This window comes from Priestia sp. YIM B13490, from assembly GCF_042787735.1.
GTDB lineage: Bacteria > Bacillota > Bacilli > Bacillales > Bacillaceae_H > Priestia > Priestia megaterium.
Window position 1 is genome coordinate 1 of record NZ_JBHZOT010000025.1, and the last position, 20,958, is coordinate 20,958.

Here is a 20,958-nt window from a genome sequence, read left to right on the forward strand (position 1 = left end):
TGGGATTCGTCATCGAAATGGGGTCCTGCTATTGCTCCTCCACTTTTAGTCGCAATCATGTTGGCTTTTGGATGGAGGTCATTATTCTATATTACCGGTATTGCAGGAGTGTTATTTAGTATTGCTTTTTGGATTTTTTATAAAAACCCAGAACATAGCAGAAAACTTTCTAAAGAAGAATTTGAATATATTCAATTAGAAGGTGCTGGCTTTGAGGAAAACCTAGTAAATTCAAAAATTAAATGGAGATCGTTATTTAAATACAAAACTGTTTGGGGAATGATTTTAGGATTCTTCTGTACCATTTGGATTTGGAATATCTTCTTAGTCTTCCTTCCTCTATATCTCGTTGAAGTGCATGGGGTTACGCTTCAAGAGCTAGGCATTTATGCAAGTATCCCGTGGGTGGGTGGAATATTTGGTGCTATTTTTGGAGGGTATCTTACAAAAAAACTAGTAGATAAGGGCATAACGTCTCCAGTTAAGGCAAAACGTGCGCTAATTAGTATCTGTGCTATATTAGCTGCTATTGTGGTGATTTTTGTTCCTTTTGTGGATAGTCTTGCTATGAAAATAACTTTATTCACACTAGCACTTTGTTTTATTTCCGCAATTACAGGAAGTGCTTGGGCTCTTGCTGGTGATATTGCCCCTCCTTCTATGGTTGCATCTGTAGGCGCTATACAAAACTTTGGAGGTTATTTTGGAGGTGCACTCTCACCCTTTATAGCAGGTTTAATTGTAGATAAGACTGGATCTTACTCTCTTGCCTTCATATCAGGTGGTATTATTGCAGGATGTGCAGCACTTTGTTATTGGTTTTTAGTGAAAAACCCTATTCAAGAGAGAGCAGAATAATAAAATGACTATAAATAATGTGATATTAAGGAGGCTAAGCAAAGATTTATAATAACATTGCTTAGCCAATAATAACTAAATTCTTATTAGGTTAATTAAAGCATTTAAAAAGAAACAATTCTAGCTACTACACGTATCTAAAGAGACCCTTTATTAGAAGAAAGTCAATTCTTAACAAATAGAAGATATAGTAATCTCTTATATCTTTTTGCCAAAATACAAAAAAATTATATTTAAACAATTAAGTTAAGTTTTTATATGAGCTTAAAAAATTTGTTTTTATTAAATTTTAAAAGGATGGAAATATAATGAAAAAAACAACAAGGTTTCATGGGGTAATTCCGCCTGTCTCTACAATAGTAGATCAAAATGAATGCTTAGATGAAAAGGGAATGAAAAATTTAATTGACTTTCTAATTGAGTCTAAAGTAAATGGGCTGTTTTTTTTAGGGTCGGGCGGAGAATTTAGTCAAATGTCAACTTCTTTAAGGAAGAAAGTAGCAGAATTTGCAGTTCAGTATGTAAATGGACGTTTGCCAGTTTTAATTGGCACTGGTACTCCAAGCACAAAAGAGACTATCTCACTAAGTATGCATGCAAAAGAAATAGGGGCAGATGGAATCGTAGTTATTAACCCATATTATTGGCCGTTATCTGAGGACAATCTCTTTCAGCATTTTGCTCAAATTGCTGAAAAAGTAGATATGCCCACCCTTTTATATAATTTCCCAGCATTAACAGGCCAAGATTTATCGCCAGAATTTGTTCTTAAATTAGTCGAATCTTATCCTAATATTGTAGGTATTAAAGAAACTGTTGATGCCGTCGCTCATACAAGGGAAATGATTTTAGCTGTAAAAGCTGCCCATCCTGATTTCGCTGTTTTCTCAGGATACGATGATCATTTTTTAAACACGTTATCTCTCGGTGGAGATGGCTCCATTCCCGGCACTGCAAACTTTGCACCAGAGCTTTCTGTAAATATTTATCAATCTTTTATGGGAAAAGACTATGCTCGCGCAATTGAATCACATCGTCTATTGTCAGGTCTATTATCCTTATATCAAATAGATAAGCCTTTTGTAAGTGTAATTAAAGAAGCTCTTTCTTTAAGGGGGATAAAAGTTTCTACAAACATGATCTCTCCAGCTCGCGAACTTAGTGAAAGAAAGAAGGAACAAGTAAAACAAATACTAGGCCAGGCACTAGGGACAGAAAAATTTTCATAAATTATTAATGAAAGATGTTGTTTTCGAGGAACCTATATTCTCCAATTAATAGAAGATAGTATGAGCAACATAAAAATATATCTTTTTTTATAAAAAATCTTATTAACGGAGGAATACATATGTCATTGCAATCCATATTTGGCGAAGAGGATGTATCTCTTTATAAAATTCAAACTCATTCGAAGGGAGCAGATGGTTCACTCCCACTTACACCCGAAATGTTGCTAGATTCACCAAGTGGTGACCTTTTTGGATTATCACAAAATGTTGGTATGGGCTGGGCACCTTCAAATCTACTTGGAAAACAAGTTCTAATTCTCGGTACTCAAGGTGGAATCAGGAATCATGATGGTACTCCAATTGCATTAGGCTATCATACTGGGCATTGGGAAATAGGTTTATTAATGAAGGCATCAGCCCAAGAGATCAGTAGACAGGGTGGCGTGCCCTTCGCAGGATTCGTAAGCGATCCATGTGATGGGCGCTCCCAAGGAACTGCTGGTATGTTTGATTCCCTTCCTTTTCGAAATGACGCGGCTATAGTTTATCGAAGATTAATTCGCTCATTGCCTACTCGCAGAGCAGTTATTGGAGTAGCTACATGTGATAAAGGTCTTCCAGCAATGATGGTAGCTCTGGCATCAATGCATGACTTGCCAACTATCATTGTCCCTGGAGGTGTTACTCTTCCACCTACAAATGGAGAAGATGCAGGAAAGATTCAAACAATTGGGGCAAGATACGCAAACAACGAAATTACTTTGCAAGAAGCTGCTGACCTTGGATGTCGTGCTTGTGCTACACCGGGAGGAGGATGCCAATTTCTTGGGACAGCTGGTACCTCTCAAGTTGTGGCGGAAGCAATTGGAATGGCTTTACCCCACTCAGCGCTAGCACCTTCAGGCCAGTCAGTATGGATGGAGATGGCTAAGCAATCAGCACGTGCGGCTTTAGAAATGGAGAAGAAAAAGATTTTCACCAAAGATATAATTACAGATAAAGCTATAGAGAATGCTATGGTCATTCATGCAGCTTTCGGGGGTTCAACAAATTTATTACTTCATATTCCAGCAATTGCTCATGCAGCTAATTGTAAGATACCTACCGTTGAAGATTGGACTAGAATCAATAAAAAAGTTCCTCGTTTGGTCGATGTACTACCAAATGGTCCTGTAGGCCATACAACTGTTAAGGTATTCTTAGCAGGGGGAGTACCGGAGGTGATGCTTCATTTGAGAAAATTAGGTGTCTTGCATGAAGATGTACTAACAGTTACTGGAGAAACTCTTGGTTCAAACCTCGATTGGTGGGAAAAATCAGAAAGACGTGCAATTATGAAAAAACAATTGTTAGAAGCTGATGGAATCAATCCTGATGATATTATTATGGATCCAGCCAAAGCAAAAGAAAAAGGTCTAACTTCCACAGTTACATTCCCGAAAGGAAATATTGCCCCTGAAGGATCAGTAATTAAATCAACTTCTATTGATCCATCTGTGGTAGGAGAAGATGGGGTATATCGACATATAGGAAAAGCAAAGGTCTTTACTTCAGAAAAAGCAGCCATAAAATCGATTAAAACAGGAGGCATAGAAGCAGGAGATATAATGGTGGTTATGGGCGGTGGTCCTTCAGGAACCGGAATGGAGGAAACATATCAATTAACATCGGCACTAAAACATTTGTCTTTTGGAAAACATGTCTCCTTACTTACAGACGCGCGTTTCTCTGGTGTCTCTACTGGTGCATGTATCGGACATATTGGACCTGAGGCATTAGCTGGGGGACCAATTGGAAAATTGCGTGATGGAGACATAATTGAAATCATTATTGACCGTAATCAATTAGTGGGTTCAGTTAATTTTGTTGGAACTGAGAATACGAGACTTTCTTTAGAAAAAGCAACTAAAGTCCTGCAAGAACGTGACCTTCATCCAGAACTAAAACCGGATCCGGGTCTTCCAGATGATACTCGTTTGTGGGCTGCGCTTCAATCGGTTAGTGGAGGAACGTGGCGTGGAAATATCTATGACACAGATCGAATTATTGAGGTTCTAAAAGCAGGCGTAGAAGCATTAGACAAAGAAAAAACATTAGTACAGAATTAACCTATTAATATTAATATTAATTTAAAAATATTTAAGGCCTCAATTGAAAGCGTTTACCAAAGGGCGTTTTTTCGAATAATTGTACTTTATGACTAGTAAACAAAATAGCATAAGCGTCCTAGAGTTACTTACTAATTAAAATATAAAGTTAGTGTTTCAATAAGTGGAGCAAGTAAAAATATTTTAATTATTTTTTGGAGGTATATCATGCCATTATTTATAGTAGCGATTGGGATTATTCTGTTACTAATTTTGATTACTGGATTTAAATTAAATACATTTGTTTCATTGATAATTGTATCTTTTGTTGTATCTTTAGCACTTGGAATGCCTATGGAAAAGGTTGTCACATCCATTGAAGCTGGATTAGGAGGTACACTTGGTCATATAGCTTTAATATTTGGGCTTGGTGCAATGCTTGGGAGATTAATTGCTGACGCAGGGGGAGCTCAGCGTATCGCCATGACTCTAATTAACAAATTTGGAGAAAAAAGAATTCAGTGGGCTGTTGTAGTTGCTTCGTTTATTGTAGGTATAGCTTTATTTTTTGAAGTAGGATTAGTTTTATTAATCCCAATTGTATTTTCGATTGCGAAAGAATTAAGAGCCTCTATCTTGCACTTAGGTATTCCTATGGCTGCAGCTTTATTAGCAACTCATAGTTTCCTTCCCCCACACCCAGGACCAACAGTCATAGCTGGTGAGTATGGTGCTGACATTGGATTAGTTTTACTCTACGGTATTATTGTTGCAATACCAACCGTCATTATAGCAGGTCCTTTATATACTAAGATGGCTAAAAAAATTGTACCTGATGCATTCAAGAAGACGGGTAATATAGCTTCTTTAGGTGAACAAAAAACATTCAAACTTAACGAAACACCAGGTTTCGGCATAAGCGTATTAACTGCAATGTTTCCTGTTTTATTAATGTCTATATCTACAATTCTAGATATGATTCAAAAATCAGTAGGATTTGAAGATGATACAACGATTGAAATAATTCGTCTTATAGGAAACCCTTCATCTGCAATGTTAATATCTTTAATTCTTGCATTTTATACAATGGGAATAGCAAGAAATACTCCTATAAAAGAAGTTATGAACTCTTGTACATCATCAATTGCTGCAATTGGTATGATGCTATTAATTATTGGAGGTGGGGGTGCCTTCAAGCAAGTACTAATTGATGGTGGTGTAGGAGATTATGTAGCAGAATTGTTTAAAGGAACTTCAATGTCACCTATCATACTTGCTTGGGTAGTTGCTGCGTTATTACGTATCTCTTTAGGATCAGCCACAGTTGCGGCTATATCCACTGCAGGATTAGTTATTCCAATGCTGTCTCAATACGATGCTAATTTAGCCCTAGTCACTCTTGCAACGGGAGCGGGAAGTGCAATTTGCTCACATGTTAATGATGCAGGATTTTGGATGATTAAAGAATATTTTGGATTAAGTATGAAAGAAACATTTTCAACATGGACAATACTTTCCACTATTACTTCCATAGCCGGATTAGGGTTCATTTTGTTATTAGACGCATCCTTAATTATCTCAATGATATTAACAGTTTTTATTAGCATAGTAGCAATATATTTCGGTATTTTTTACCAACCTTTCAAGCAACCCAAAGATAAAAACGATGTTTTGGATGTATAAAGGCATAGAGTCTTCAAGAAAATAAAAGGCTAAAAAAGGCAGCCACATATGTGGCTGCCTTTTCAGCAGAATTGTACAACTAGACTATACTTTTAATTACCTTTACTTTATGATCCAATATCAGTTGTTATACTAGCTTTGCTCATATTCAATATTTCTCTGTGTAGAAGGAATAATCCATCGTTTTCTTGTAGGTAAGGAAACCATTTGGATTGTTTTATAAATGCCTGCCTCTTTATGTTATATAAACAAACAATACTCATATACATTTATTGAATGGCTTCTTTAAACTTGTCACGAAATAAAACATAATTCGATAAAGAGTACATAGGAGGAGAAAACATGTTTGTTCATATAGTTCAACCTGGTGATACCCTGTCTTCAATAAGCAGTAGATATGATTATCCCATTGCGCAGCTTAGGAGGGTAAATGGTTTAGAAGAAACAAATGTTGTTCCAGGTCAAGCCTTACTTATAGCTTCTTATGTATACACAGTTCAACCTGGTGATACGATGAGGAGTATTGCTAAAAAAGCTTATGTATCCTTAGAACAATTAAAAAGAGCTAATCCTTCAGTCCATTATAATTATTTGCAGGTGGGAATGAAAATGAAAATCCCTAATATATCAGACTATATTGCAGGTACACTGGAGTATTATGCCGTTCGAAATCCAGAATTAGATCGCGATTTAATTACTGATTTTGCAACTTATTCCTCGTCCATTTCTATCTTTGAATATCATTTTGGCAGCAATGGAGATATTATGAATGATTTAAACGATTTAGTAGCAATTGAAACGACTTGGAAAAACCGAGTTACACCGTTAGTTACGATTACTAATCTAACTTCTGAAGGGTTTAGTTCGGATCTTGCCCATCAAGTTTTAAATAACCCTCAGGCAAGAAACAATCTTGTTAATAATATTTTTTATTTAGTATCTAGAAAAGGCTACGGCGGGGTGAATATTGATTTTGAACGTGTAAAGGCCGAGGATAGAGATCTTTTTACAGGATTTTTACGTCAGCTGGGTGAACGTTTAAAACCTGCCGGATACGCGCTGACCATAGCGGTTCCAGCGAAGACAAGCGAAGATATTCCTTGGTTAAAAGGATATGATTACGGTGGAATAGGTGCCGTTGTTAACTATATGTTCATTATGGCATATGATTGGCATCATGCAGGCAGCGAACCAGGGCCTGTTGCACCTATTACTGAAGTAAAAAAAACAATAGAATTTGCGATAAAAAGTGTTCCGCGAAGAAAGCTTATCATTGGAGTCCCTTTGTATGGATATAACTGGCCAATTCCTTACAAGCCCGGCACAGTAGCATCTGCTATATCCAATCAAGATGCGATTAAAACAGCGATGAGATATCAGTCGCCTATCCAATATTCAAAAGAGTACAAATCGCCATTTTTTCAGTATAGAGATCAAGCGGGACAGATGCATGAATTATGGTTTGAAGATGTAAGAAGCATGAGTGAAAAAATGGTGTTAGTTCGTAAATTTGGTTTGCAAGCAATAGGAGCTTGGCAATTAACACTTGGATTTACGCCAGGGCCTTGGCTTTTAAAAAAATTTTTCACTATTAGAACGGTATAAATAGCATTAGTTTTTATGGATTAATTTAGATATTTTTCAGTTAACAGTTATTCGATATACGTTGTTAACAATAAAAAAATTCTATTTATAGTAACTTATAAGAAGTTGGAGGTACTGCCATGGCAAAAAGGATAGATGTCTCAATAAAGCAGCATCAATTAAAACTATATGATGGAGCTAAATTAGTAAAGACATATCCTATTGCTGTAGGGAAAATGATTACGCCAACTCCAACTGGAAAATTTAAAATCATTAATAAAGATACTACCCCTCCAGCTGTATTTGGTCCCTTATGGATGGGACTATCAAAACCTACATATGGAATACACGGGACTAATGATCCAGCTTCTATTGGCAGAGATATGTCACATGGATGTGTCAGAATGGACAATGAAGATATTCTAGAACTTTCCTCTGTAGTTCCCATTGGAACGCCGGTTTACATACATAAATAATAGTTTAAGAAGAGCACGACTGTTTACATTTAGCTAATTGTCGAGATCGAGGGTTTCAAAGTTTAAGTAGACGCTATACAATCATGGGCTCTTTGTACAAAAACAAAAAAGTACCCCGATTAACAGAGGTACTTTTAGCATTTTAACTTATTTTGATGATGGAGACGTAGTAACTTCTGGAGACGTCACTTTGTCATAAAAATCTACGAATTTGTCACGATCCTCGCTATCACGGTAAGCCATAGCAACACGTGGATGTTCATTCAGTACACCAGAAATCATGTAAGGAATGATATAGCCCCATTCCCACTTTTGACGCATTTCAAGCATATGCTTTTCAATTACGCCAAGAATCGGCTTCATCTCATAGCGTGGTTTTGGTATGTAGCTAACAAGCAGCTCTGTGTTACAGTTACCAGCTGCACGGCCCATACCATAAACAGATGAATCAAGGAATGTAACGCCACTGCGCATTGCAGTTAATGTATTAGCAAAAGCTAGCTGCATGTTGTTATGGGTATGGATCCCAAGCTGTTTGCTAGGAATCATGGCTTGAAACTTTTTCACTTGATGCTCAATATCCGCAGGGTCTAGGCTTCCAAAGGAGTCAACGATATATACAACATCTACAGGGCTTTTCTTTACCATTTCAAATGCTTCAATAAGCTGATTTTCCGGTACGCTAGATAGTGCCATAATGTTAAGTGAGGTCTCATAGCCCAAATCATGAAACATTTTTATAAGCTCTAAGCCTTTATCTACTTCGCGAATATAGCATGCCACTCGAATCATATCTAACATACTTTGTTCACGTGGCAGAATGTCATTTGGATCTACACGCCCAATATCTACTAAGGCAGATAGCTTCGTGAACTTTTTCTCAGGGATAATTTCTTTGAGAAAGTTATCGTCAAGAAATCTCCATGGATTGGGCTCAGTTGCTTGAAGAAGCTTAGGTGAATTTTTATAACCGATCTCCATGTATTCAACGCCGGCTGCGCTTAGGCCGTTATATAAGTCTTGCACAAATCCAACGCTAAAATCCCAATTATTAATTAAACCTCCGTCACGAATGGTACAGTCTATAATTTTGCTATTATGTCCCATGGTAGTTGTTTCCTCCTATGTATTCTATTTATATAAATATCGTTTTAAACTTTATCGCTTTTATGCTTTTAAGTGCTAAACTCTCCTATTGTGTTTATACCATGACTGATTCAGGGGCGTCAATGTATTTTCTAAATGTTTCACTGCTTTACTGCATTTCATGGTAGGAGATGCTTCGGCTTTTTATCCGCTTGATGCTCTTAAAACAACACTAAGTTCAGCACTACAACCCCTAGTATATACAAACACAACCTTTATTACATCACTACTTAATGCAATAAAGATTGTTTTTTAATTGAAAACGTTTATTAGGGAGGGAACTGCCATTAGTATCTAGGCTATAGGTTTAGATTTCTCTATAATTAATCCATAAATTTGGGAAGAGATTTAAAACCTGAGAAATAAGAAACTTTTTTCGCATTAACAGTTGTATAGGAAGTAGTAGCTGTTACTTAATCATTTTAATTTACTTGTCTTTACATCGTCCAAAACGTAAGAAATGATAAGAGTATAGAGGTAATAAACATCGCAATCAACGGCTTTAATGCTTTTGTTCGAAGAGCCTTCAAACTTACATTTAACCCTAGCCCGACCATAGCCATTGTTAAAAGAAAGGTAGTTAGAGTTGAAATATCATCCATGATCGTTTTAGGTATTATAAGGTGCTTACCAACGACATAACTCCCAAAAATACTCATGATTATAAAACCTATTAAAAACCAAGGGAATTCAATCTTAGTATCCTTTTTAATTTTTCCTGTTCGCTTCATCCAGTACATTAAGATAAAGCTTAATGGCACAAGTAAGAGCACTCTGCCTAACTTAGCCAACAGTCCAATAGCTAGAGCATCGCGTCCAGACGGTGCTGCAGCTAGAGCTACATGGGCAATTTCATGGAGACCTACGCCTGACCAAATTCCATATTGAATATTTGTTAAATGTATATAAGGTCTTAAAATGGTATATCCAATCGCAAATAGGGTTCCCACTAAAGCAATAACACCAGCTCCGATAGCTGTATCTTCTTCTTTTGCTTTTACAATCGGAGAAACAGCCGCAATAGCTGCAGCACCGCATATTCCTGTTCCTATCGCTAAAAGAAGGGATAAACCGCTATCAGCTTTCATCCATTTGGCTAGAAAAACCGTCAAAACAATCGCAAATACAGCCGTTCCCACATCGTGAAGCAACAATCCTAATCCGTGATGAATAACAACATCAATATTAAGCTTTAGGCCATATAAAATGATGGCATAGCGTAACAGCTTTTTAGAAGAAAATTCAATTCCAGATCTTATTTTTTCAGGGTACCCCAAAATTTGACGATAAATGACTGCCATTATAATTGAACAGGCTAGTGGACCGATATGATTAAACCCCGGGACTTTCGCTAAGCCATAAGCAAGTAAAGCAAAAAGAAAAGTAAAAGCAATTCCTTCAGCCCATAAAAAAACATTAGGTGACGTCTGGGCATTTGTTCGTGGGAATAGAGTTCGTTTTTGGACTTTATTTATATTTATCATACATTTCATCTCCAATATGAATTCTTATCAAGTGCAGCTTCACACAAGAAGTGTATACCTTAACTATAAAAGACGGTTTGTTATTAGTAAAATATATATAAATCATAGTTTCGATTAAAAATATTAATAACTAATGCGTAAAAGCAGCAAGTTGATCTTCAAATTCACTGAAAATCAACTTGCTGCTTTTATTGGTTTTTTATTTCTCATTACACGTTTTGATATCTGAAACATAGTCCATCAACTACTAATTTTACAAAACTGCATAAAAATATCGGTTCTTATGAGAGAAAGACAGCCTTACTAGTTGCCAAGCCTTTTTTGCGTCTATACCATAGCAGAATCAAGCTGCCTAGCACACAAAGGAAAGAAACTAATTGAGCTATTCTGATATGAGAGGTTAACATTAAGCTATCTGTACGCAGTCCTTCTATAAAAAATCTTCCTATCGAATACCATAGCAGGTAAGTAAGAAAGACTTCGCCTCTTTTTAACAAGGATTTTCTTAGTACGATTAGGACAAGCACACCTATTATGTTCCAAAGTGATTCATAGAGAAACGTAGGATGATAGTAAGTTCCATTTATATACATTTGGTTAATAATAGAATCAGGCAAATGTAAAGCTTCTAAGAACTGACGTGTAACAGGTCCGCCGTGTGCTTCTTGATTCATGAAGTTTCCCCACCGGCCAATAGCTTGGCCTAATAATAAGCTAGGAGCTAAAACATCAGCCATTTTCCAAAAAGAAAGATTCTTTTTTCTGCAAAACCATATAGCTGTTAATACAGAGCCAATAATTCCACCGTGAATAGCTATGCCTCCATGCCAAATTGCTATAATTTCGCCTGGGTGGTCTTTATAATAACTCCATTCAAAAAGTACGTAGTAAATTCGAGCAGTAATGATAGCAATGGGTAGTGCTAGCAGAAGTAAATCAGAGATGGTTTCTGAAGAGATCCCTCGTTTCTTTCCTTCTTTCGAGGCTAACAAGAAGCCTAAGAAAGCTCCTATTCCTATGATAATTCCATACCAATGGACTTCAAGTGGACCAAGATGGAAGGCGATAGGGCTTAAAGGTTGTGTGTGTTGGTTCATGTTTTTTCTCCTTTACTTCATATCGATTTTCTTACATTTTTTAAGAGCAGTATTAAATTGGATTGCCTTTTTAGTATATCTAATTGGATAAAGAAAGGACAACTTTTGCTTACGAACGATCATGATTTCTTTGCCTATTTTAGTGTAACAGAATAATCTCCTTAGAATTGTCAAAATTAAAATAGACAGTATATTGACTTAATTACCAAGATATAACGAAGAAAATTAGTCTATTACAGTTCACCTTACTCCTTTAATTTCAATTAATTGAGAGATTATCATCAATATACCGACCTTCAAGAAGCATAGATACCGCTTCTTTTTTTGATGAAACCGTGCTATTATCATTAAGGTTTATGAAGAACAGAAGATTTTTGTCTTTACGTACATTCTTTTGGTATAGTGTTAGAAATAAGGAGTGGGTAAGTTGGTTTTCACTGAATTCTTCCAGCAGTTTCCCGTAAAGGTTTTAACGGTAGCGCTGCTGATTATACTTATCGTTTATTTTATTCGCAAATTCATTAAGCTTTTCTTTGATAAAACGAGCTTTTTAGATGAAAAACGAGAAGAAACCTTAATGCATTTTTCTAATCAGGTGACAAGAGTAGTAGGCCTGGCTTTTTTCTTTATTTATGTGCTTAGCCATTTCTTTGACTTTGGAAAGATACTCACTAGTTCAGTAGTGTTGGCCAGTGCCCTGGCAATAATCCTCCAGCATATTATCCGTGATTATATAATGGGACTGACTTACCTGTTTGAACGTCAGATCCATCACGGAGATTATGTTATTCTCAACGGAAACCGCCAAGGAAAAATAGAAGAAATCACCATGCGCTACTTAAAGATTCGTCAGTATGACGGCTACCTCTATACCGTCTCATATAGCAACATTACGGAACTTCAGAATGGAACCCGAGGAAGACGCCGGGTAAATGAAAGTCTTATTCTCAACTATAGACAAAATCCGGAAGATGCCTTCAAAGTAATGGAGCAAGTAGCACAAACATGTAACGAGAAATATGGCCAGTATTTGTTGAAAGATGTGAATGGAATTCCTATAGAGAGCTTTCAATTCAATCAAATTACTGAACTGAACGTAGATTTTAAAGGTCACCAATATTCAGTATCAGGCCTTGTGAAGGAAGCTGATTTTGTAGAAGCGGGTCAAAAGGTGAGATATGAACTCGCAATGGCTGCCTACAAAAATGATCTAATGATGGCTGAAAGCTTCGAGACAAGCCATTAAAAATAAAACTCGTATCTTATTTATATACAAGCTTTTATACTTAAGATAAAAACACCCTTTTAATTTTTTAAAAGGGTGTTTTTATTTTTAAAAATATCTATTAAGTACTTCTCCAGTACAGATTAATTATCTGAAACAGAAAAAATTAATTAGTACATCTAAATTATTCTTCTAGCGATATGGTAAAATTAAACAAAATACTAAAAGAGGTAAAGGGGGAGTAACTATGTCACAAAAAGCTAATTATACAAAAATCAACTCCAAAATGTGGGATGAGTGGGCTTCAGCTGGAGGAGAATGGTCATTAGCTATTAATCATCAAGATTTTGCAGATGCAACTCAAGGTATTTTTGATATTTACTTAACACCTTGTAAGCCTGTTCCACATAACTGGTTTATTCCATTTAAAAAAGCAAAAATATTGGGACTTGCTAGTGGAGGAGGACAGCAATGCCCAGTCTTTGCAGCGCAGCATGCAGAAGTTACAGTGTTTGACTACTCTGATAAACAATTAGAATTAGAAAAAATGGTGTCCGCTAGAGAAGGCTATTTTATTGATTTAGTTAAAGGCGATATGAGTAAGACATTTCCCTTTGAAGATGAGACGTTCGATATGATTTTTAATCCCGTATCAAACTGCTATATTCAAGATGTTGAACACGTTTGGCAAGAATGTTTTAGAGTTCTTAAAAAAGGTGGCGTTCTGCTATCTGGCTTTGCAAACCCTGCTCTCTATTTATTTGGAGAAGATGAGAAAGAATTACAAGTAGTTCATAAATTACCTTATGACGGAACTAAAAGTACGATAGAAAATGATGAAGAACTTATAAAGAATGGCGGTGTACAGTTTAGTCATTCTTTAGAAACTCAAATTGGGGGACAGCTAAAAGCTGGATTCACTCTACAAGCTCTTTATGAAGATCATCACCACAAAGGGAGAATCACTGAATATATGCCTTGTTATCTGGCAACTAAATCCATTAAATAATAGTTGGTTATCATGTTGAATGAGTTACCTCAACTTTTTCTAACAGACGATCAAAAGGGGACAAGCAATTTTGTTCATTACTATACTAGCCGAATAGATTAAAAAAATACATTTTAGAAAAGAGATTTCCACCTAAACATAAGACAATAGAAAACTTTTTCTATTGTCTTATGTTATGAGTTTGATTCTTCATTTGGATAAAGAACAAAATCATATAATTCGCCTCTTAACCGATCGTTATAAAATTCAATTTTACGATTTAAAATGTCTAGACTCTGTTGTAAAGTTTGTATTTCCTGTTGTACAAGGTGTTTGCGGTTTTCAAGTAGATGTAATCTCTCTTGGATTGTTTTATCACCTATTGCACGCCATTTAGTGTATTGTTTTAACTCTGTTATTAACATACCTGAACCTTTTAAATGGAGGAGAAACTTCGCCCATTCAATATCATCATCCGTATATCTTCGTAAATTATTCTCATCCCGATTAGGTGTAAGCAAACCTTGTCTTTCATAATATCTGAGTGAACTTGCTGTTACGCCAAGGATTTTTGCAAATTCTCCAATTGAATAAGCCATCGTATTCACCTTTTCTATCATTTATTTGAACTAATACTGAATGCTTAAAGTCAGTTATATATAATTGTTTTTTCTTTAGTATTGTCTCCTTATATCTATTGAACTTATCATTTAAAGTCGACTTTAAGTCAATAATGAATTTCTTCTTAAAACATCGACATTCTCTTGTTGACTTAAACCTAAGTTTAAGTCTTATACTACACCTGTTGTAACGATCAAAATAGAAAGAAAGGATGAGAGAGAGATGCCGGAAAAACAAACCGCAGGACGAGAGCTGTTAGGGGAATTTGCTCCAAAGTTTGCTGAGCTTAATGATGATGTTTTGTTTGGCGAAGTATGGGCGCGAGAGAAAGAGTTATCTCCGCGTGATCGAAGTATGATTACAGTTTCTGCCTTAATTGCGGGTGGAAACTTTGAGCAATTAACGCCGCATCTTCAAAAAGCAAAGAAAAACGGAGTAACCAAAGACGAAATTGTAGAAGTGATTACTCATCTTTCGTTTTATACAGGGTGGCCCAAAGCATGGTCTGCTTTTAATATTGCTAAAAAAATTTATAACGCTTAAAAGGAGAGAGAAGAAATATGAAGCATGAAGAATTAAGTAATAGCACAATCTTTCCACTAGGACAAAAAGTGGAAGCCAACTTTAGTGGAGACGCCTATTTAAAAATGGTATTTACAGACGAAAAGCCGCTTAACACATCTATTGGAAATGTAACTTTTGCTCCAGGATCTCGTAATAACTGGCATTCTCATAAAGTTGGACAAGTATTATTAGTAACAGGTGGAGAAGGCTGGTATCAAGAAGAAGGTAAAGCAGCACAGTTAATAAAAAAAGGTGATGTCGTGAACATCCCACCAAATGTGAAACATTGGCATGGCGCCACAAAGGATAGCTGGTTTGTGCACTTAGCAATGACACCAGGAGAAACAGAATGGCTAGAACCTGTTGATGATGAATGGTTTAATAAGTTATAAGCATAACGTATATATGCCGTTTTAAGAAACTGATCACATGATTACTCGCTTTTCATTTTATGGCTAGCAGCAATTGGCTCTGAAGAACCCAATGAAAAGCTTTTCAGAGATAAGAAACAAATCGATTGGTAACACCCGTGAGTAAAGATCAAAAAAGATTTATAAAGAGAAAAGCTGTATGTAAAACTAAATGAATTATTACTTGCTGAATTTGTTGCTAATGCGTACGTCAGCGTAGTTGAGTGGTGGCTCAAAAATGAAAAGCCATATTCACCGAGAGAAATGGCAGAAAAAGCAAGAGAGCTTTTAGAAAGAAACTTATAAACTTAGGTTTGGTTGGACAAAAGCTTTAGAAGAATAAAATTATCCATCTCCCATTCTTAATTATAATATCTTTTTTGTTTTAATTTGGTAATAAAGGGTAAATGTTCTAAGAATCACCTAAAAATAGGAGGAGATCAAATGAGAAAAGCGAAACAAGCTGTTGTAGCTTCTGCCGTAGGTTTAGCTGTGTTAGCGACGCCATTAGCTCTACCGAATTTAGGAGGTTCTGCAGGCTCTGCAGAGGCTGCAGAAGTTGGAGGAGACGTAACAGTTGATCCCGTAGCCATAGGACAAGCGATTGCAGATGCGGCTAAAACAGCCGACAATCGAAGTGGTTTCGTCAAGGGAGCAATGGAAAAAGCATTCTTTGAATCAGGTCAACGATACAATGTAATGGTTATGAATTTGAGCCAAGGGTATAATTCAGATCAATTACAAGGTGTTCAATATTTTGACACCGTAGATTATGATGGTATTACCTATGGTGTCTGGGTATTTGAAGAAGGAACATTTATTAATGAAGGCGATGGAGGTTATGATAACTGGGCTTTTAGAGGATGGTTTGAACGAACAGGAGATGACGAGAAAACAGTCAATTTTCATAGACCTTAATGAAAAATAGAGATAAAGATAACAAGAGATTCCCATTAGGGAAGAGCATAGGAAAAGCCTTTACCGCCATGGTAAAGGCTTTTCTCATTGAATAAGTTTGCATTTTCAAGTTAATATAGTTTCGCGGATACTACTTAATTAAGTACTTACATTATAAAAAAACAAGGCGTCATTAAAAAGAAGTAAAATATATTTAAGGAGTTTATTTAAAACGTTACAATTTTTCTTAATTCCTCTTCCTGCTGACTTATATAAACATTGCCCCACTTCTCTAAAGATTTTAGTATTGGAACAAAACTTTCTCCAAGATCTGTTAAATAATATAAAACCCTTTTAGGGTTATCGTTTGTTTCTTCTCTTTCAATCAATCCGTTTTTTTCCATATCCCTAAGCTGCAGTGTAAGGATACGCTGGGTAATACCCGGTATTTCACGGCGCATTGCATTATAATACATGGGTGATTTTGATAACAAAGATAAAATAATACCTTTCCATTTACCACCCATCATATGCATCGTTAACTCAATTGGACAAGCATGCTTTACAGTTAACGTACAAGGACCGTATTGATCACTTTTAAAGTCTGACATTTTTTCACCTCAATGGCTAGTAACAAAATTGTGCCTTCTTGTTACGTCTATTTTTTCTTACTAAACTTATATTATCAAATAAAACAAAAGAAGGTGCATCAATTGGAATTTGTCCAAATTTCTAGACATATTTACAAACTTACTTACAAAACTGTTGTAGGAATTCCTGTCAAAATTAATACATGGTACGTGCTAGATGGTGAGAGTGTTCATATCATTGATACAGGAATGAAAGACTATGCACATACTCAGTTAAATATAGCAAAATCTTTAGGTATCCCCAAAAGTATTTTACTCACACATGGCCATTTAGATCACATTAATGGCGCCAAGTATTTAAGAGATAATTTAAATATTCCTATTTACGCCCACGAAGTTGAAGCGCCTTTTATCAATGGCGAAAAACCATATCCAAATAAGGCAGAAAAGGAAACAACAGGGGTGGAACATCAAGTTGAAAGTCTAAGTAACAACATCATTAAAAAGTTACCTTTAGATGTGTATTTAACACCCGGTCATACACCAGGACATGTGATATACCACCATAAAGATGACAATGTGCTGCTAACTGGAGACTTATTCTTTTCTAATGCTGAATCCTTACATCCGCCGATTCGAAAGTTTACAGTTGATATGGGTGAAAATATTAATAGCGGACGAATTATAGATGAAATTAAACCTTCTATTATTTCTTCATCACATGGCGAAGATGTCAAATACAACTGTGATTTATATCCTATTTATAAATTTATATATGAATAAGAGGGAGAAAAATGAAAATACAATTATTTCAAACAGAGATTATAGAAGGTGAAGTTAAGCAAAACGAAAACCGCATTGAGTCCTTATTTGAAGAAAAGCTGCATATAGATACTGAGATTGTTGTGATACCTGAAATGTGGAATACAGGTTATGATTTAAAAAATGTAGCAGAAAAAGCAGATATTGATTTAAAGAGAGCTTTTCCCTTTATTCAACGTTTAGCAATCAACCATCAAGTGAATATCATTGCAGGTTCAGTTTCAAATAAAAGAAATGAAAATATTTATAATACAGCCTTTGCTGTATCAAAAACGGGTAAGCTCCTCTATCAAAAAGATAAGATACATCTCGTGCCGATGTTGGATGAACATCATTATTTAACAGGGGGAGATGAAGTCCTAGATGTCTTTGAGATTAACAATATCAAAGCCAGTCAAATTATATGCTATGATTTACGTTTTCCAGAAATCACACGCTACCCAACGTCTCAAGGTGCAAAAGTCATATTCTACGTTGCACAATGGACTACCAGAAATATAGACCATTGGAGAACACTATTGAGGGCAAGAGCTATAGAAAATTGTGTTTATGTCATTGCATGTAACAGCGTGGGAAAAGTGAGTAATGAAAATCATGTCGGCAACACATACGCGGGGCATTCAATGGTCATTGATCCCAATGGAAACATCGTAGAAGAGGGGGGAGATCAAGAAGAGATTATAACAGCGGAAATTAATATACAGAAAGTTACAGAACAACAAACATACATTCCAATATTTGAAAGCCTGAGACCGGATGTTTATAAGCATGCAGAATAGAAATTTGTATATCATCTCAAATTTGGATGTTATCAGAATATCTTATAAAGGTTTACTAAAAAAAAGAGGCAGTTTCACCTGAAAATACTATATTTTTTAAAATTAACATATGTATAAAAGGTGCACTTCTTATACATTAGTTTCTCATCCACCTACTGAGAAAACGTTGATCAGTCAACAATGTATAAAAAGCTGCATACTCCGGAAAAAGGATCCTTGGAAGAACTATCGGGACTGACCCCTTATAGTGAGACAAATAAAAAACACCTTTAAGTTAAGAAACGGGTATATACTACCTAACAATCACTTGGAGGTGTTTTTTCTATGGGGACAAGAGTTAGTTATCCGGCAGAGATAAAGATAAAAGCTATTGAGATGAGATTAGCTGGTGTACCTGTCAAAGAAGTGCTTTCCCAATTAAATATTCGCAGTTACACCCAATTAAAAAGGTGGATGAGATGGTATAAAAATGGAGAAATGCATCGATTTGAACAGCCTGTAGGCAAGCAGTATTCATATGGAAAGGGGCCTGGATTTAAAGACGAAATATCCAAATTGAAAGCCGAAAACCGGTATTTAACACAACAGATTGAGGTCTTAAAAAAGTACAAGGAATTGGAGAGGAAGTGGTTCCAGAAATCGTAGTGAACGTAGTAGAAGAGTTAAAAGATAAGATACCAGTCTATCAAATCTGTCAGTACCTTGATATCCCTCGATCGACTTATTATCGCTGGAGGCAACAGGAACAATCAGAACGGACAAAGAAAAAGAAATGGATGGAACAACAAGTTGGTGAGCAATGTCGGAAACACAAGTTCCGATATGGCTATCGAAAAATTACAGCATTACTCAATCGAACGATGAAGATTAACCATAAATTTGTACAACGTGTCATGCAGAAATATGGTTGGCAATGTCGCGTGAAACGAAAAAAACGAAAGCAAACCGGGCAACCTTATCAGGTTGCGGAGAATGTATTAAATCGTGAGTTTCAAGCTGATCGCCCTCTGCAGAAATTAGTAACTGATATTACCTACTTGCCTTTCGGTCCTAAACAGTTGTATCTTTCAAGTATTCAAGATTTATTTAATGGGGAAATCATTGCATATTCGATTGGTGATCATCAAAACGTAGAATTTGTCTTAGATACGTTAAGCCAACTTCCTTCTTTGCCTAAAGGATGTACGTTGCATAGTGACCAAGGATCTGTGTACACATCGCATCTCTATCAAGAAAAAATTAAAGAAAGAGGCATTACTATGAGTATGTCCCGTAAAGGGACACCCGCAGATAATGCCTCCATTGAATCGTCTCATTCCTCGCTAAAGTCTGAAACGTTCTACCTCGACGAGTTAACATATACGACGACCACCATCGTCGAACAAATCGTCGAAAACTATATTACTTATTACAACAATGCCCGTATTCAAACGAAACTAAACAACCAGTCACCAGTACAATACCGGCAGCTGGCTGTTTAAAAGGTGCTTTGATTCCTGTCTCACAAACAGGGTGCAGTCCCCTTTTTGTTACTTATTTCTTTTTTAACCTTTTAACAACTTTAAAAGCTAGGAATCCTATTAAACCAATAATTATTAAGAATAATAGCAATCCTGTTGGATTAAATGTACTCATAATACCATCCTTATGGTTTCTATAATTTACAATTTACAATGTTATCATATTTAAATGGTTTGCACATTTCTCCTTCAGGATTTTTTACTCCTATAATAGAAGCCCAATTTCATTCTTTCTTCTTTTTTTGGTGACCAGGACTCTTATACTAGTTCAACCTTAGTTTTTATTTTTGGTTTGTAAATATTCTTTTTGAAACATACACATTCTTATAGCATTATGATAGCTTCCATCAACAAAAAATTCATCTTTTAACTCACCTTCAATAGAAAAACCAACCTTCTTATAGATATGAATTGCTTTTTCATTTTCCTTGTCTACAATTAAGTAAAGTTTATGCATATTCAATACCGAAAAGGCATAATTCATTGCTAGGTTTGTGGCAACCATGGCGTAGCCATGACCTTGATACGTAGGGTCGATGATAATTTGAAACTCTGCTCTACGATGAATATAATCAATTTCGACTAATTCCACTAATCCCAGCATATCCCCGTCCTTTTCAAGGATGAAACGACGCTCACCTTGATCGTGAATATGTTTATCATATAAGTCCTGTAGCTCTACAAAAGCTTCATAAGGCTCTTCAAACCAATAAGACATAATGTTTGCATCATTATTGAGTTCATGGACAAATTTTAAATCTTCTCTTTCCAAAGGACGTAACTTAAGTTCCTTATTCATTTCTCAAACCTCCACATTCTAGCATTACTTTAGCACTTTCCGTTTTAAATGTAAAAATTGCTGTAGTTTTAAAAAATAATAAGACATAGTGCAATTATT

Annotated in this window: 20 protein-coding genes and 1 pseudogene; 15 read left to right on the top strand and 6 right to left on the bottom strand. The window is 35.8% G+C overall.

Going from position 1 to position 20,958, the window contains the following annotated elements; translation table 11 throughout:
* The 6 genes from ACFX4R_RS28335 to ACFX4R_RS28360 form a co-directional block, all read left to right on the top strand.
* Positions 1-858 (top strand): MFS transporter (locus ACFX4R_RS28335; RefSeq protein ID WP_377571558.1); only part of this gene is annotated, 858 nt, incomplete at its 5' end.
* A 308-nt stretch (positions 859-1,166) separates the two neighbouring features.
* Complete coding sequence (locus ACFX4R_RS28340; protein WP_377571560.1) at positions 1,167-2,087, top strand: dihydrodipicolinate synthase family protein; 921 nt, start codon at positions 1,167-1,169, stop codon at positions 2,085-2,087.
* A 119-nt stretch (positions 2,088-2,206) separates the two neighbouring features.
* Positions 2,207-4,195, top strand: coding sequence for a YjhG/YagF family D-xylonate dehydratase (locus tag ACFX4R_RS28345; RefSeq protein ID WP_097823767.1), 1,989 nt, complete (start codon positions 2,207-2,209; stop codon positions 4,193-4,195).
* A gap of 207 nt (positions 4,196-4,402) precedes the next feature.
* Entirely contained in the window at positions 4,403-5,857 is a 1,455-nt protein-coding gene (locus ACFX4R_RS28350) for a GntP family permease (protein WP_377571563.1), read from the top strand.
* Positions 5,858-6,199: 342 nt separating this feature from the next.
* Complete coding sequence (locus ACFX4R_RS28355; RefSeq protein ID WP_377571565.1) at positions 6,200-7,462, top strand: glycoside hydrolase family 18 protein; 1,263 nt, start codon at positions 6,200-6,202, stop codon at positions 7,460-7,462.
* Between the two features lie 119 nt (positions 7,463-7,581).
* Positions 7,582-7,917, top strand: a complete 336-nt coding sequence (locus ACFX4R_RS28360) for a L,D-transpeptidase (protein ID WP_013082624.1) — start codon at positions 7,582-7,584, stop codon at positions 7,915-7,917.
* A 147-nt stretch (positions 7,918-8,064) separates the two neighbouring features.
* Here ACFX4R_RS28360 and ACFX4R_RS28365 read toward each other — a convergent pair whose 3' ends face one another.
* The 3 genes from ACFX4R_RS28365 to lgt form a co-directional block, all read right to left on the bottom strand.
* Positions 8,065-9,024: an aldolase catalytic domain-containing protein gene (locus ACFX4R_RS28365; protein ID WP_097823763.1), complete on the bottom strand. Its 960-nt coding sequence runs from the start codon at positions 9,022-9,024 to the stop codon at positions 8,065-8,067.
* A 476-nt stretch (positions 9,025-9,500) separates the two neighbouring features.
* Entirely contained in the window at positions 9,501-10,547 is a 1,047-nt protein-coding gene (locus ACFX4R_RS28370) for a YeiH family protein (RefSeq protein WP_377571568.1), read from the bottom strand.
* Positions 10,548-10,828: 281 nt separating this feature from the next.
* Positions 10,829-11,644 (bottom strand): prolipoprotein diacylglyceryl transferase, encoded by an 816-nt coding sequence (lgt, locus tag ACFX4R_RS28375; RefSeq protein WP_377571570.1) that lies wholly within the window; start codon positions 11,642-11,644, stop codon positions 10,829-10,831.
* A 418-nt stretch (positions 11,645-12,062) separates the two neighbouring features.
* Here lgt and ACFX4R_RS28380 point away from each other — a divergent pair, with 418 nt between their 5' ends.
* Both ACFX4R_RS28380 and ACFX4R_RS28385 read left to right on the top strand, forming a co-directional pair.
* Positions 12,063-12,890 carry a mechanosensitive ion channel family protein gene (locus ACFX4R_RS28380; RefSeq protein ID WP_230184391.1) on the top strand — a complete coding sequence of 276 codons (828 nt, stop codon included), beginning with the start codon at positions 12,063-12,065 and terminating at the stop codon, positions 12,888-12,890.
* Positions 12,891-13,116: 226 nt separating this feature from the next.
* Entirely contained in the window at positions 13,117-13,878 is a 762-nt protein-coding gene (locus tag ACFX4R_RS28385) for a class I SAM-dependent methyltransferase (RefSeq protein ID WP_377571572.1), read from the top strand.
* A gap of 173 nt (positions 13,879-14,051) precedes the next feature.
* Here the strand turns inward: ACFX4R_RS28385 and ACFX4R_RS28390 are convergent, their stop codons facing one another.
* The gene (locus ACFX4R_RS28390) at positions 14,052-14,456 is read right to left on the bottom strand and encodes a MerR family transcriptional regulator (RefSeq protein ID WP_176521243.1); all 405 of its coding nucleotides are present in this window, start codon (positions 14,454-14,456) and stop codon (positions 14,052-14,054) included.
* 244 nt (positions 14,457-14,700) lie between these two features.
* On the opposite strand from ACFX4R_RS28390, the gene ACFX4R_RS28395 reads away from it, so the two are divergent.
* From ACFX4R_RS28395 to ACFX4R_RS28410, 4 genes and pseudogenes are all read left to right on the top strand, one after another.
* Positions 14,701-15,021 (top strand): carboxymuconolactone decarboxylase family protein, encoded by a 321-nt coding sequence (locus tag ACFX4R_RS28395; RefSeq protein ID WP_377571575.1) that lies wholly within the window; start codon positions 14,701-14,703, stop codon positions 15,019-15,021.
* A 17-nt stretch (positions 15,022-15,038) separates the two neighbouring features.
* Positions 15,039-15,434, top strand: coding sequence for a cupin domain-containing protein (locus ACFX4R_RS28400; protein WP_097823756.1), 396 nt, complete (start codon positions 15,039-15,041; stop codon positions 15,432-15,434).
* 201 nt (positions 15,435-15,635) lie between these two features.
* Positions 15,636-15,758 (top strand): annotated as a pseudogene (locus ACFX4R_RS28405) (TetR-like C-terminal domain-containing protein); the annotation flags it as partial.
* 138 nt (positions 15,759-15,896) lie between these two features.
* Positions 15,897-16,370: a hypothetical protein gene (locus ACFX4R_RS28410; RefSeq protein ID WP_043981843.1), complete on the top strand. Its 474-nt coding sequence runs from the start codon at positions 15,897-15,899 to the stop codon at positions 16,368-16,370.
* Between the two features lie 206 nt (positions 16,371-16,576).
* Here the strand turns inward: ACFX4R_RS28410 and ACFX4R_RS28415 are convergent, their stop codons facing one another.
* On the bottom strand, positions 16,577-16,960 hold the full coding sequence (locus ACFX4R_RS28415) for a winged helix-turn-helix transcriptional regulator (RefSeq protein WP_377571577.1): 384 nt from the start codon (positions 16,958-16,960) through the stop codon (positions 16,577-16,579).
* A gap of 102 nt (positions 16,961-17,062) precedes the next feature.
* Here ACFX4R_RS28415 and ACFX4R_RS28420 point away from each other — a divergent pair, with 102 nt between their 5' ends.
* The 3 genes from ACFX4R_RS28420 (at position 17,063) to ACFX4R_RS28430 (ending at position 20,021) form a co-directional block, all read left to right on the top strand.
* The gene (locus ACFX4R_RS28420) at positions 17,063-17,722 is read left to right on the top strand and encodes an MBL fold metallo-hydrolase (protein ID WP_097823753.1); all 660 of its coding nucleotides are present in this window, start codon (positions 17,063-17,065) and stop codon (positions 17,720-17,722) included.
* Between the two features lie 11 nt (positions 17,723-17,733).
* Positions 17,734-18,540 (top strand): carbon-nitrogen family hydrolase, encoded by an 807-nt coding sequence (locus ACFX4R_RS28425; protein ID WP_377571579.1) that lies wholly within the window; start codon positions 17,734-17,736, stop codon positions 18,538-18,540.
* Between the two features lie 324 nt (positions 18,541-18,864).
* Positions 18,865-20,021 (top strand): IS3 family transposase gene (locus ACFX4R_RS28430; RefSeq protein ID WP_377571581.1). Its coding sequence is split into 2 segments (ribosomal slippage): positions 18,865-19,135 and positions 19,135-20,021, totalling 1,158 coding nucleotides; the frame shifts between segments, so codons are not numbered across the junction.
* A gap of 313 nt (positions 20,022-20,334) precedes the next feature.
* Here ACFX4R_RS28430 and speG read toward each other — a convergent pair.
* Positions 20,335-20,859 carry a spermidine N1-acetyltransferase gene (speG, locus tag ACFX4R_RS28435; protein WP_013056444.1) on the bottom strand — a complete coding sequence of 175 codons (525 nt, stop codon included), beginning with the start codon at positions 20,857-20,859 and terminating at the stop codon, positions 20,335-20,337.
* Positions 20,860-20,958 lie beyond the last annotated feature (99 nt).